Annotated in this window: 16 protein-coding genes; 4 read left to right on the top strand and 12 right to left on the bottom strand. The window is 42.9% G+C overall.

The features are described from left to right. Nucleotides 1-11 precede the first annotated feature (11 nt). Nucleotides 12-419, top strand: a complete 408-nt coding sequence (locus D2V05_RS13300; protein ID WP_119648125.1) for a hypothetical protein — start codon at nucleotides 12-14, stop codon at nucleotides 417-419. Here the strand turns inward: D2V05_RS13300 and D2V05_RS13305 are convergent, their stop codons facing one another. The 3 genes from D2V05_RS13305 to D2V05_RS13315 all read right to left on the bottom strand — a co-directional run bounded on the left by D2V05_RS13305 (nucleotide 420) and on the right by D2V05_RS13315 (nucleotide 2,614). After that, nucleotides 420-1,325, bottom strand: coding sequence for a universal stress protein (locus D2V05_RS13305; protein WP_235855461.1), 906 nt, complete (start codon nucleotides 1,323-1,325; stop codon nucleotides 420-422). 85 nt (nucleotides 1,326-1,410) lie between these two features. Then, complete coding sequence (locus tag D2V05_RS13310; protein ID WP_119648126.1) at nucleotides 1,411-1,701, bottom strand: chaperone modulator CbpM; 291 nt, start codon at nucleotides 1,699-1,701, stop codon at nucleotides 1,411-1,413. A gap of 4 nt (nucleotides 1,702-1,705) precedes the next feature. Next, a complete protein-coding gene (locus tag D2V05_RS13315) occupies nucleotides 1,706-2,614 on the bottom strand; it encodes a DnaJ C-terminal domain-containing protein (protein ID WP_119648127.1) in 909 nt (302 codons plus the stop codon). Between the two features lie 196 nt (nucleotides 2,615-2,810). On the opposite strand from D2V05_RS13315, the gene upp reads away from it, so the two are divergent. Beyond that, nucleotides 2,811-3,464, top strand: coding sequence for a uracil phosphoribosyltransferase (gene upp / locus D2V05_RS13320; RefSeq protein ID WP_119648128.1), 654 nt, complete (start codon nucleotides 2,811-2,813; stop codon nucleotides 3,462-3,464). A 1-nt stretch (nucleotide 3,465) separates the two neighbouring features. Here upp and D2V05_RS13325 read toward each other — a convergent pair whose 3' ends face one another. From D2V05_RS13325 to D2V05_RS13360, 8 genes are all read right to left on the bottom strand, one after another. Further along, nucleotides 3,466-4,836 carry an MBL fold metallo-hydrolase RNA specificity domain-containing protein gene (locus tag D2V05_RS13325; RefSeq protein ID WP_119648129.1) on the bottom strand — a complete coding sequence of 457 codons (1,371 nt, stop codon included), beginning with the start codon at nucleotides 4,834-4,836 and terminating at the stop codon, nucleotides 3,466-3,468. Nucleotides 4,837-4,846: 10 nt separating this feature from the next. After that, the gene (locus D2V05_RS13330; protein ID WP_119648130.1) at nucleotides 4,847-5,689 is read right to left on the bottom strand and encodes an ATP cone domain-containing protein; all 843 of its coding nucleotides are present in this window, start codon (nucleotides 5,687-5,689) and stop codon (nucleotides 4,847-4,849) included. Between the two features lie 209 nt (nucleotides 5,690-5,898). Next, a complete protein-coding gene (locus tag D2V05_RS13335; protein WP_147378281.1) occupies nucleotides 5,899-6,426 on the bottom strand; it encodes a hypothetical protein in 528 nt (175 codons plus the stop codon). Between the two features lie 28 nt (nucleotides 6,427-6,454). After that, nucleotides 6,455-6,976, bottom strand: a complete 522-nt coding sequence (locus D2V05_RS13340; RefSeq protein ID WP_119639852.1) for a general stress protein — start codon at nucleotides 6,974-6,976, stop codon at nucleotides 6,455-6,457. 26 nt (nucleotides 6,977-7,002) lie between these two features. Then, the gene (locus D2V05_RS13345) at nucleotides 7,003-7,263 is read right to left on the bottom strand and encodes a heavy-metal-associated domain-containing protein (protein WP_119648132.1); all 261 of its coding nucleotides are present in this window, start codon (nucleotides 7,261-7,263) and stop codon (nucleotides 7,003-7,005) included. Between the two features lie 17 nt (nucleotides 7,264-7,280). Beyond that, a complete protein-coding gene (locus D2V05_RS13350) occupies nucleotides 7,281-7,772 on the bottom strand; it encodes a hypothetical protein (RefSeq protein ID WP_147378282.1) in 492 nt (163 codons plus the stop codon). A 25-nt stretch (nucleotides 7,773-7,797) separates the two neighbouring features. Next, nucleotides 7,798-8,463, bottom strand: coding sequence for a hypothetical protein (locus tag D2V05_RS13355; protein ID WP_147378283.1), 666 nt, complete (start codon nucleotides 8,461-8,463; stop codon nucleotides 7,798-7,800). A gap of 186 nt (nucleotides 8,464-8,649) precedes the next feature. Continuing rightward, a complete protein-coding gene (locus tag D2V05_RS13360; protein WP_119648135.1) occupies nucleotides 8,650-9,852 on the bottom strand; it encodes a helix-turn-helix domain-containing protein in 1,203 nt (400 codons plus the stop codon). A gap of 166 nt (nucleotides 9,853-10,018) precedes the next feature. Here D2V05_RS13360 and D2V05_RS13365 point away from each other — a divergent pair, with 166 nt between their 5' ends. Continuing rightward, complete coding sequence (locus D2V05_RS13365; protein WP_119639847.1) at nucleotides 10,019-10,594, top strand: DJ-1/PfpI family protein; 576 nt, start codon at nucleotides 10,019-10,021, stop codon at nucleotides 10,592-10,594. 186 nt (nucleotides 10,595-10,780) lie between these two features. Then, entirely contained in the window at nucleotides 10,781-11,128 is a 348-nt protein-coding gene (locus D2V05_RS13370; RefSeq protein ID WP_119648136.1) for a winged helix-turn-helix domain-containing protein, read from the top strand. Nucleotides 11,129-11,146: 18 nt separating this feature from the next. Here the strand turns inward: D2V05_RS13370 and D2V05_RS13375 are convergent, their stop codons facing one another. Continuing rightward, on the bottom strand, nucleotides 11,147-11,902 hold the full coding sequence (locus D2V05_RS13375; protein ID WP_119648137.1) for a sulfite exporter TauE/SafE family protein: 756 nt from the start codon (nucleotides 11,900-11,902) through the stop codon (nucleotides 11,147-11,149). Nucleotide 11,903 lies beyond the last annotated feature (1 nt).

An 11,903-nucleotide genomic window follows, 5' to 3' on the forward strand; every position in this document is an offset into this window, starting at 1 on the left:
AAAATACTAAAATGTTGGATTCTGGAAAAAAACTGGCAAATGAATTTTATCAAAACCTAGGGAAGCTTTTTTACGCTGTTGCCATGGCAGATCACAGCATCCATGTAAAAGAAATGGAAAAGTTGAACGAAGTGGTGCATGACCATTGGTTGGATGTAGATTCCGTTCAGGACGAGTTTGGCTCCGATGCCGCATTTCAAATTGAAACCGTATTTGATTGGCTTTTGGAATATGGGAAGGACAGCTATGAGATGTACGAAGAATTTGAACAGTTCTACACCGATAACAAAAGTCTATTTACCCCCAAGATCAAACAACTGGTCATGTCCACCGCAAGAGCCATTACCTCGTCTTTTGCCGGTAGCAACAAGGCAGAATTGATTCAATTGGGGCGATTGGAGCTGTTGTTCAGAACCTGATCAAAGCTTGATGGTCATGACCGGCATTTTGGCGTGGTTGGATACATTTTCGGCCAAACTGCCCACTACAAAATGTGCTAGTCCTTTCCTACCATGGGTTGGAATCACCAAAAGGTCGATATCGTTCCTAAAACAATAATTGAAAAGACCTCCTTCCACAGTATGGTAATTGTAAAATTTGACCTCAACAGGTTCTTCCAGTTCCTTTTTAAAGGAGTCCATCCTTTTCTTCACATCGTCAAAACCCATAAAATTGGCCCCAGCATGATTGATGTACACAATTTCTATGGAGGCAGATAGTAGTCTGGCAAATGCAGAAGCTTTCTTAAAAGCAGGAATGCTCTCTTTTTCCAAATCGGATGCAAAGACCATTGTATTGATCTTAAAATCTGGGTGGCGTTGTTTGATGACCAATACGGGCACATTGGAGGTCCGGACTACCTTTTCGGTATTGGACCCCACAAAAAGATCGGAAAGTCCACTGGTACCATGGGAGCCCATCACCACCAAATCGCAATTTTGCTCTTGTGCCACCTGGTTCACCTCCTTGAAATCCTTGTAGTTCTGGATAATGACCTCCACAGGGATTTCTTTTAAGTAATCCTTTTTAGTAAATTCTTTGAGCTTGCTCTTGGCCATTTTCAAGTAGTATTTGGCCTCTTGTTCCTCTGCAATCTCCGAGTTGTCCAAAACAGAATCGGCCACTCCGATCATGTGAAGTATCAAAATTCCCGCCTCATGTTGCTTGGCAATCTGTGCTGCCACTTCAAGGGCATATTCCGAATGCTGTGAAAAATCGATGGGCACTAGTATTTTTTTCATGATATCCGATGTTAACGCAATGGGACTTTGTTCCTGAACGAAGAATCCAAAATCCAAAACCCCTATTCCTGTGATAGTTTTCATTTGTCTGGATTTTATTTCGAATTTAAAAACAGTACATGCCGTATCCTATGACCTAGGTCATATCCCTAAATTAATGGAGCTTAGGTTATCCCAATCGGTCCAGCTTTCTTCGAAGTGCCATAACCTCCTGCTGAAGGTTTTCCACCTGTTCCAATAAATGGTATACGGCCTGGATGCCTTCCGGGTTGATATCGAGATCATGGTGCAACCGCACCATCTTTTCCAAAATAGGCAATTCCTCCATGGGGATAAAGGCCTCATCTTGGTCTTGGGCAACATGTAACAGTTCAAACTCATGCATGGAGAAAACAAAGGATTCCTGCACCCCGTGATGTTCACAAAACGTTTTGATCGATATGTAGTTTTCCTGTTTCATGTCTTTATACTAGGTTGGTTTTTTCCAAGGCTTCAAAAAGAGAACGTTGCTCCGAAGTCAGGTTTTTGGGAATCTTCACGGTATAGGTAAGGATCAAATCTCCAAATTGACCTTCTTTTTTGTATTTAGGAAACCCTTTTCCTTTGAGTTTTACCTTGGTCCCATTATCCGTGCCGGGCGCAACCTTCAACTTTACTTTTCCCGTTAGGGTATCCACCACCATTTCACCTCCCAGTACTGCTTTTACCAAGGGAATCTGTACATTTTTATATAGATCGGCACCATCTCTCTTAAAGTCCGTGTTGTTCACGATGGAAAAGGTGATATAAAGGTCGCCGGCCGGACCGCCCTCTATCCCGGGACCGCCATGTCCCTTGATTTTAATGGTCTGTCCATCCTCTATCCCTGCTGGAATGCTCAAGCGGATATTCTTGTCGTTTACGGTAAGGGTCTGCTTTTGGGTCGTGTACACATCCATAAGGGACAATTGCAGTTCTGCATGATAGTCCTGGCCACGGTAACGAACCTTTTGTCCGCGGCTTCCAAAGCCAGCGGCTCCTCCGAACATAGATTCAAAAAAATCTGAAAAATCCTGCGCGGAATCACCGGAATGTGAATAGGTATATCCCGAATAATCCCCCTGTGGTCTTTGGGTCCTGGAACGTTTTGCCTTTTCGAACTCTTCGGCATGCTGCCAATCCTTACCGTATTGATCGTACTTTTTCCGTTTATCGGAATCCGAAAGTACTTCATTGGCCTCATTGACTTTTTTAAAGTTCATTTCGGCCTCCTTGTCGTTCGGGTTCAAATCTGGGTGATATTTTCTGGCAAGCTTCCGATACGCTTTTTTAATATCCTCCGTACTTGCTTTTTTATCAACACCCAATACCTTGTAATAATCAATAAAATCCATAATTCGATATCCTAATCTCTGTTCCCAAAACACCTTGAAGTTTCTAAAATCCGTTCAAGGCAAACTTCACATCAAAATAAGAAAAAGATCGCGAAAGTTTGCAATGATCGTTATCAGGAAAAGGAATATCCACCATCCGAACTTTCTACCTATTTTTACAAAAAACCATTCTACCAGATAACAAAAGTATACTCTGATGATAATACACCAGTTCGATCAGACCAATTCTATTTTGAACACTTTTATTGCGGAGATGCGGGATGTCAACATCCAAAGAGATGCCATGCGTTTCCGAAGGAACATTGAACGCATTGGGGAGGTCCTTGCCTATGAGGTAAGCAAAACCTTGGATTATGAAGAGGCCGACATCACCACTCCCTTGGGAACCAAAAAGACCTATCTCTGCTCGGATCAACTGGTACTATGTTCCGTTTTAAGGGCCGGACTACCCCTACATCAAGGACTTTTGAGTTTTTTTGATGCAGCCGAAAACGCCTTTATTTCTGCCTATAGACACCATCCAAACGATGGTGATGATTTTGAAGTCATCGTAAAATACTTTGCAGCGCCGTCATTGGATGATAAAATTCTAATCTTGACCGATCCCATGTTGGCCACTGGAAAGACTCTGGAAAATGTGCTCAATGCTTTGAAGAAACATGGCACGCCCAAACGAATCCACATTATTTCAGTAATCGGTTCCAAAATTGGTGTGGCCAGGGTAGAGAATGTATTTCCTGAGGATACCCAACTATGGATCGCTGCTGTGGATGATGCCCTCTCCAGCAAAGGTTATATCATTCCCGGGCTAGGCGATGCGGGCGACCTGAGCTACGGGGTAAAATTGTAGGTCAGAGCCAAAGTTCCACTACTTCGTGCAGCCTTGGAATATGACAGTGCCACCCGAACCTTTCGTGAATTTTTGTTTTGTAGGTTTCCATCGCGGTATTTTCCCCGTGGATTAAAAAGACCTTTTCAGGTATATTCCGAATGGAGCCCATCCATGTCAACAGTTCTTCTTGGTCCGCATGGGCGGAAAGACTTTCCAAATGCATGATTTTGGCTTTGATATCCACATATTTGCCGAACATTTTAAGTTCCGTAGCTCCTTCCAGTAACTTTCGGCCCCTGGTCTCCTCAGCTTGATAGCCTACCAGAAGAATGGTTGTCGACTCCAAGTCTGCCAATTGTTTGATATAGGTCAACACCCTGCCCCCGGTGACCATTCCACTGCCCGCAATTACAATCTTTGGCCTTGGGTCATCTATGGTTTCCCACGTTTCGCGATAGGAACTCACCAAGTTGATATGGTTGCACATATTGTGATATTCCTCTAGGGAAAGTTTATGCCATTGTGGAAAATGTTCGAATACGCCCAACACATTGGTTCCCATGGGACTATCCACAAAAACAGGGATATTGGGAATCAGATTTTTACTATAGAGCTTCCATAATTGATACATCAGGGACTGTAAACGTTCCACCGCAAAGGAAGGGATGATCAACGTACCCCGTTCTTGAAGGGTCCTATCAATCAAATCCTGCAGAATTCCCGCTACATCTTCCTTGGGATGCAATCGATCCCCATAGGTACTTTCCACAAAAAGATAGTCGGCCCACTTCGGCTGTTTAGGCGGATTGAGCAAATCATCGTGCATTCTTCCCACATCTCCCGAAAAAACAAAGAGCTTGCCAAAAAGGTGCAGCTCAATATAGGTGGAACCAATGATATGTCCATTGTACTTAAAACAGGCTCGGCAGTTTTCTGACAAGGTGATTTCCTCTCCTTCCTCGATGCTTTCAAAAAGCTTTAAAGCTTGGTTCACATCTTCTTCCGTATACAAAGGCAGTGCCGGATCGTGCTTGCTATACCCTTCCCTGTTCGCCCTATCCGCCTCTTCTTGATGGATCTTGGCGCTATCCTCCAAAATGATCCTCGCAATTTCCAAGCTAGGTGCCGTTCCCAAAATCTTTCCCGTAAAACCCTGTCGAGCCAGCAAGGGCAAATATCCGCAATGGTCCAAATGGCCATGGGTCAATAAGACCACATCGATATTGGATACATCAACGGGCAAGGGTTCCCAGTTTTGCTCCCGAAGTTCTTTTAGTCCCTGGAACATGCCGCAATCCACGAGAATCTTGATTTCATCTGTATCCAAATGGAATTTAGATCCCGTTACCGTTCCTGCCCCGCCCAAAAATTGAATCTTAAGTTTGTTCATCCTGTTTTCCTTACATTACACACAACGATTTCATTTCTCCCAAGATGCGTTCTTTTCTTCCGTTGGAGACCCCTAGATGGTCCAAGTAAAAACTATCTTTCAACAATTGGCGGCAAAGGACAATATCCCGTTCCAACAGAAAATCCTTTTCCCGATTGCTGAGCAAGGTGGATACGGTAATGGGGTAAAGTCCCAAGCGATCGATCCGGTCCTTTAGCCCATCACCTTCGGGATAATCCCAACTCAAAAGGTACAAACCCATACATTTTCCGTATTGGAGGGCATCTACGGTAAAACGGGTATTGGTTACTACCCATCCCAGGGTGTCCTCAAAATCCTTGTCCTTTTTGGCCTCAAGGGGAATTTTAACATCGTGATACCGAGAGTTGATATATAGAGGAACCTTTACGTTGCAATTGAGGCCATCCTCGCTATGAAATTTGCACTCGATGATATTCAGGGTACCATTTTTAATGGCCAACACATCTATTTCGTGGGAAACACAGGTTCCCTGTAACACCTCTCCCACTTTGGTGCGATAACCGGAATAGTGCAAGATTCCGCTCAAGAATCGTTCAAAAGGGAAACCGGTGGGACCAAGCTCATAGATGGCCTTTTTCAATTTATACTTGGAGGCATATACAGATTTCTTTTTTTTCAGTAAGGCAAAGGCCCGATTGTGGATTTCCCTCGTAGAAATACCCGGATATAGTTCATCCTGTACCGATTTGACAATTTCCTGCACTGTGGTTTCATTGGCTCCGCTCAACCGAAGGGATTTCTGCAACTTATCTATGGAGAACCTAACCTTCTCCCCGGAAGATTTGGTGATGTCTATCTTCTGATTTGCCATATCACTAAAATACGCATCCTAATGAGACATTCGGTCATCACCATGAACAAGTTGACCATTATCAATCCATATAGGAAAAACCTCTATATACACTGATGCAAAAGAAATGGGCAACACCTGGGTTGAAATCTCAACTTGGTATTGCCCATTCTCCATTAACAAAATGAAAGCTAGGTCTCTTTCATTCCAAAACGTCAATCAAAAAACAATCAAGATACTTTCAGGATTTTACCGTTTTCATCGGTAAATACCTTCATTTTTTTATCGTCCTTACCAAGAACCAATTTGTAGCGTTCTTTGGCTTTCTTGCCTTCGTAGTGTACCATTTTAAAGGCATCCTTTTCAATGGTCCAGCCTGGGTACATTTCAGCCACGGAGTTTCTGACCCGTGCTGGAGGTGTAACGTTTTTGAGATGCTCCACGGTACTCAACAATTCCCCATCTACCTTGTAGGTGGCATCCAAATACCTATCGTTCCCTTGGGTAAGTACAAGTTGGTAGGTATCATATTCCGATCCAGGTTTCTTTGTGGTATCGACAAAAACCTCTTCATCAACAACTTCTAAAGGAATGGCGGCATATTCGGTCACGGAAAAACCTGGAAAATCCTTTTCAACAGCTTCCACAATGGCCGCCGGCACCTCTTCTGCATCCAATTTGGCCTTAAAAAACACATCTTGGGCATACGCCTGGGCTGATGAACCTATCAATAACAGCACTATAATCAAATTTTTCATGATACTCATTTTTTGTAATTACTTCTGATTAAACCAATTCCTTTTTATCGCTATGCGCGGTAACATCTGAAACGGTTGATTCCATAATGTTTTTGGCTTTTTCGATTTCCGCTTCGGTACCGGTGGCCAATACCAGATATTTGTCCGCTTTCAGTGCAGACTCAAACTTGAGAATGGAATCTTTGGGAATTCCAATGCTGAAGAGGGCTCCACCAAGGGCGGACAATCCGCCAACCACCAATGCCCCTTCCATGGCACCGACCAACGAGGACACAATGGGACCTGCCATGACCACTGGCCCAACCCCTGGAATCAGGAACAGTCCCGCCCCAAAAATGAGTCCCCAAATACCTCCCCAAAAGGCTCCGGCCTTGCCCCAATTGGCTACCCTATCACCTGTGTTGTAGAACCCCACTACCCTGTCTTCCTCATGGTAGTCCTTACCGATAATGGAAAGCTTTTTCATGTTAAAGCCAGCTTCGTTCAAATCTTTGACCACTTTTTCGGCCTCATTGTGCGTGTTGCAAATGGCCACTGTTACGTTTTTCATGATATATTATGTTTTATGTTACTATGTTATATGGCGAAAATGCCTTTGGGAATGATGTCGAAACCCAGTTTCCCCACCTCTTTTTGAATATTTTCCACAGAGACCATTTTACTAGTCCGGACCACCAATTCCTTTGGGTACTTTTTGTGGTCGATGGAAACTTCATCAATACCCTTCATTTTCAATAATTGTCTTTTAATCTCGGCCAAATCGTCCATGGTTTCAGCATTGGTGGTAAAAATTCTACCACGCGTATCCGGCACCACATTTTTTGATAGAAAACTCATCGCTTATCGTTTTATAGTTATTTTCCCTTTTGTATGACATGGTTGAAAACTTCCTGTTTCTCCAGTCGTGTCAATCCTTGGTTAAAATCGAGCAGCCATTTCTCCAGTTTTTGGGCCATTGCCTTATCCTGCCCACGAGGGGACAAATAGGTCCCATCGTCCTTTTTAACATTAATGGAAAGATTGACGCCCGTTTCAGCAGCATTAGGGGCCATTTTCATGTTTATGGTCACCGTTTCATCATCCAAAGGAGTAAACCGGACATCTTTGGAAACCATTTGAAAATCTCCTTTTTCGTAACCCAAAATTTCAGATCTGCCGCCATGATCCAAGACATATTGCTGCCAATGATCCAGTATAAAATCCTCTCCCAAACCAATTACCTCTGTGGTAAAATAGGTTTCATTGGGATAGTAGGGCAATTTTTCCTCCATCACGGTATTGCTAGCTTGTGCATTCATTATTCCCATGAAGCCCAAGCAAATTGCATATGTAAACCACGTTTTCATGTTATCAGGATTTGATTGATACCTATTATCTCAAGGGTAGATTTCCTTCGAATATTTCACTCTCCAAAAAATCGGAAGTCTTGGCATTGTGTACTTTCACTTTCTCCAACCATTCTTTATACTCCTTACCCAGTTCCTCTCCTTCTGTATAGAGTTTTTTGGCGGTATCCTTGTTGTCTGCCTTCAAATCTTTGTTAAAGGCATCCAAGGCTTCCATGTTATTGTTGAACACATCCCTGACCTCATTTTCTTCCTTGTTCTTTGTTGAGGTGAGTACATAATAATCTTCGGTGACCAGATAGTTGTGTTTAATGACGAGTTCAGCTTCCAATATGGCCTCCCTTAGCTTGTTCATTTCCACTGTTCCCCCATTTTTAAGGGTCTCTGCCATTTGATCTAGGTTGAACACGGCAGAATCCAATTGATCCTTACCTTTTAGGGTCAATATCACACGGCCGCTTTCGTTGATCAATCCTTCTTTTCCTTTTTGGATTTCCTCAGCCGCTTTTAGGTTGTCCTTATTTTGCACTGCCTGTAGGGCCAGTTCAAAATGTGCATCGGAAATATTGGGTAATTCCACTTCGGTGGTTTCATCTGCCAAGGCAATTTCCTTGGTCTCATCGTTTTTGCATGAAACTGAAAACAGTATCAGCAAAATCAAGAGTGAACTGTTGGTGATTTTTGCTTTCATTGTAATAACTTTTAAAAATTCGTACTTCATTTTGTCGATACAAATTTCTATCAGCATATTCTCAAAGCCTAGTATTTTCAAGGGATTGGGGTTCGGAATTCAGAAATTCGAACTTTTTTGGAGAAACGCGAGGACGTAAAACTCCTTCTGAAGCCAAACATCAAATAAAACAGGTTGCTGTATGGGTTATTCTGATCTTAGCTTGGCCGGGGTAGTACCCTCAATTTTCTTGAAGGCAGCATAAAAGGTACTCTTGGAATGAAAGCCGGCCTCCATACCAATCCCTTCTATGGACAGGTTTTTGTATTGGTCACTGGAAAAAAGCTCTTTGGCGTATTCCACCCTAAAACTGTTGATGTAGTTATTAAAATTGGTCCCCAACAAACTGTTTATGGATTGTGAAATACGGCGGGGATGTTCGTGTATTGCTTCGGAAATATCTACAATGGTAAGATCCTCCTTGGTAAAACACCTGCTCTTTACCATGTGGTCCTGGATTCGGTCCAATACTTGTCTGAATATTTCCTGCTCATCAGGAGTTTTTATGACTTTCTTGTCTGCAGGGTTTTCCTTTATGATCTTATCTTCATTTTTAGCAGATTCATTTTTGGCACCCGAAGGAACATTCAAAACGGAATGATAAACCGGTGAAATATTCTGTTGGGCAAATCCTTGGTAGGAAATCCAGTAAATCAACACCACATTTACTGCCGAATAAACGATATAGACCGAACGGTCATCCGTAAGAAAAGTGAGCAGGAACAACATGCTGAATACAATACTCGCATAAATGAAATAGGTGGACCACTTTAAATTTCGGTGCAATAGGAGACTGTATTGGTTTTCCAGTTCGTTACGATGGCGTACGATCCATTTCAAAGCCAAGATCTGGATGAACAGAGAATAGCCCATCCCGAGCAAAAAATAAATCAACATGGCATTTGAATCCTTGATCCATGTTTTGATATGCAAAGGCAAAAAGAAAACCACAACCCCAACAATCAACTCCAGGAACCCTGGTACCATGGTCCAATAACTGGGCCTTTCATCTTCAAGAATTGAAATTTTTTGCAGGTAGATATAGAACAAAGGATACGCCAAAAAATGAAAACTCACCGGAAGCAAGATCAAATGGGGCCATTTTTGCAAAACACCCAATTCATGGAAAATATTCTCCAAGGGTTCCAAGGAAAATAGGATGATGAACAGACCCAAGTACAACACGGCCTTCCGTTTTCCGGAATGGATCAAGATCAACATAATCCCCAGCAGCACCCCCTGTACAAGTCCCAGAGTGTCCAAAAGTGATACTAGGTTGAATGTTTCCTTCATATGGAAAGAGTGCTGGAATAACTCCTCGAAGATATGGATTCCAATGCGTTGTGCCATAGACCGTCCCGCATCTTAATAAAACTTTATCAAAGCCAACCGCTGGTCTCGCCAACAAGCGGATTTAGCATAATCTTAGCATGACTTTCCAAGACAATCCCACGATCCATCAGTATCTTTATAGTACTACAGACACATTATTTTCAAACCCAATAAATATCAAAAAATGAAAAAAGTATTGTTCCTTACCGGAGATTTTGCTGAAGACTATGAAACTATGGTTCCTTTCCAAATGCTATTGATGGTCGGTTATGATGTCCATGCCGTCTGTCCTGATAAAAAGAAAGGTGATACCATCAAAACGGCCATCCACGATTTTGAAGGCGACCAGACCTATTCCGAAAAACCGGGTCACAATTTTGCCCTTAACTACAGTTTTGCTGATGTAAACCCTTCCGATTATGCCGGACTAGTCATTGCCGGAGGGCGTGCCCCCGAATATCTAAGATTGAATCCAAAAGTTCTGGAGATTACCAAGCATTTTTTTGATGCGGATAAACCAGTGGCCGCAGTCTGCCATGGCATACAGATCCTTACTGCAGCCGGAGTGGTAAAAGGACGGAAACTTACCGCCTACCCCGCAGTAGGCCCTGAAGTGATTGTGGCGGGTGGAGAATTTCAAAACACCCCAGTAGATGGTGCCTATGTGGATGGCAATTTGGTCACATCCCCCGCATGGCCCGCACATCCTGCGTTCATCCGTGAATTCTTGAAATTAATGGGGGCTACGATTACCATTTAATCCAAAAGAAGTAGACGACTTCCCATCGAAACTTACAAAAGGACAAAACCTTTTCATCTGATCAGGTTTTGTCCTTTTCCTTTGTCAACTAGGTGTATTGTCCCTCAAAATTTATCATTAACTTGAGAAGTAATATGTGTTGCTCCCGTCTTGCATGCACCGGAGCTTCACTATTGAAAAAAAACTATGGAATTACACAAAGAACTTCGATTGCGATGTTGGATCGATATTGACGGAGAAAGGTTCTTCGGACCGGGACGGGCCCAATTGTTGACCCATATCGACCAAGAAGGTTCCATCAGCAAAGCAGCCAAAGCCATGGGCATGTCCTATAAAAAAGCATGGTCCATGGTGGACGATATGAACCAAAAGGGGCAAAAACCCTATGTAATCCTACACAAAGGAGGAAATAAAGGAGGTGGTGCCGAATTAACGGAAGCCGGAAAGACGGTCCTCCAGACCTTTAATGAATTGATGGGGAAATTGAACGAAACCCTGCGGGACGGAGAAGAAAAATTCCTTCAATTGGTATAACCCAAATGGATCCTGTTCTTAAATTTTGATGCCGAAACCGTGCAGCAAAATCAATCGTAAGCCTACATACAACACCAAAATACTGGTAAGGACTCCCAAGAATTTCAAATTGAATTTTTTATTGGAAAGATAAGACCCGATACTGCCGCCCAACACCACGGCAACAATAAGCTGTAGCATAAGGTCTTGGTTCAACTTAAAGGTCCCGGCCACATTCAAACCGACCAACCCCGAAAGGGAATTGACTAAAATAAATACCGATGCCAAAGAGGCCACAATCCTTGGATTGGCCCATTTTAACAAATTAAGAACGGGGGAAAGGAATATGCCACCCCCTATTCCTGATATTCCGGACAAAAGTCCAATACTCCCTCCCAACAATAGTTTCTTGGAGTTGTTGAATTCCTTGGATTCCAACTTTTGCTTTACGAATCGTAACAGCATAAAAACGCCTGCCAAGATCAAGGCACTTCCCAAAATCAGGAAGAAAGTCTTTTGGGAAAGTCTTACTTGGGCACCCACATAGGCAAAGGGAATGCTTAAAACCAGAAATGGCCAGAACATCTTAAAACTGAACACCCGGTTCCTTATAAAAACAATGGTGCCAATCATGACCACACAAATATTGAGGATGAGTGCCGTGGAACGTATCTCATAAAAATCGGTCAGAAACAGGCTCAATATGGCCAAATAACTAGATCCGCCACCGAATCCAACAGAACTATAGAACAAGGCAATCAAAAAGAAAACGACGGGTAAATATTCTATGGGCATA

This window comes from Flagellimonas pelagia (assembly GCF_003584135.1).
In the GTDB taxonomy this organism is placed as follows: Bacteria; Bacteroidota; Bacteroidia; order Flavobacteriales; family Flavobacteriaceae; genus Flagellimonas; species Flagellimonas pelagia.